This is a genomic window from Pseudoalteromonas sp. SIMBA_162, assembly GCF_046535955.1.
Taxonomy (GTDB): Bacteria; Pseudomonadota; Gammaproteobacteria; order Enterobacterales; family Alteromonadaceae; genus Pseudoalteromonas; species Pseudoalteromonas marina.
In genome coordinates, this window is sequence record NZ_JAWJBQ010000208.1 from 1 (window position 1) to 306 (window position 306).

The 306-nt window shown below is 63.1% G+C and carries 1 pseudogene; it reads left to right on the forward strand.

What is annotated here, in order from left to right:
* A pseudogene (locus tag R0J88_RS19395) lies at nt 1-272 on the forward strand (carboxyl transferase domain-containing protein); the annotation flags it as partial.
* Nucleotides 273-306 lie beyond the last annotated feature (34 nt).

Here is a 306-nt window from a genome sequence, read left to right on the forward strand (position 1 = left end):
CTGGCGGTGCCTTCCTGCCCCGCCAGGACGAGGTCTTCCCCGACCGCGACCACTTCGGGCGTATTTTCTACAATCAGGCCACGATGTCCGCTGAAGGCATCCCGCAAATCGCCGTGGTGATGGGCTCCTGTACCGCAGGGGGTGCGTACGTGCCTGCCATGGCGGATGAGTCCATCATTGTTAAAGAGCAAGGCACCATCTTCCTGGCGGGGCCGCCGCTGGTGAAGGCCGTTTTTGGTGGGTACGTCGGCGACCGGGCTCTACACGGATCTTAGCACTCCTGCCCGACACGAGGCTCTTCCGACC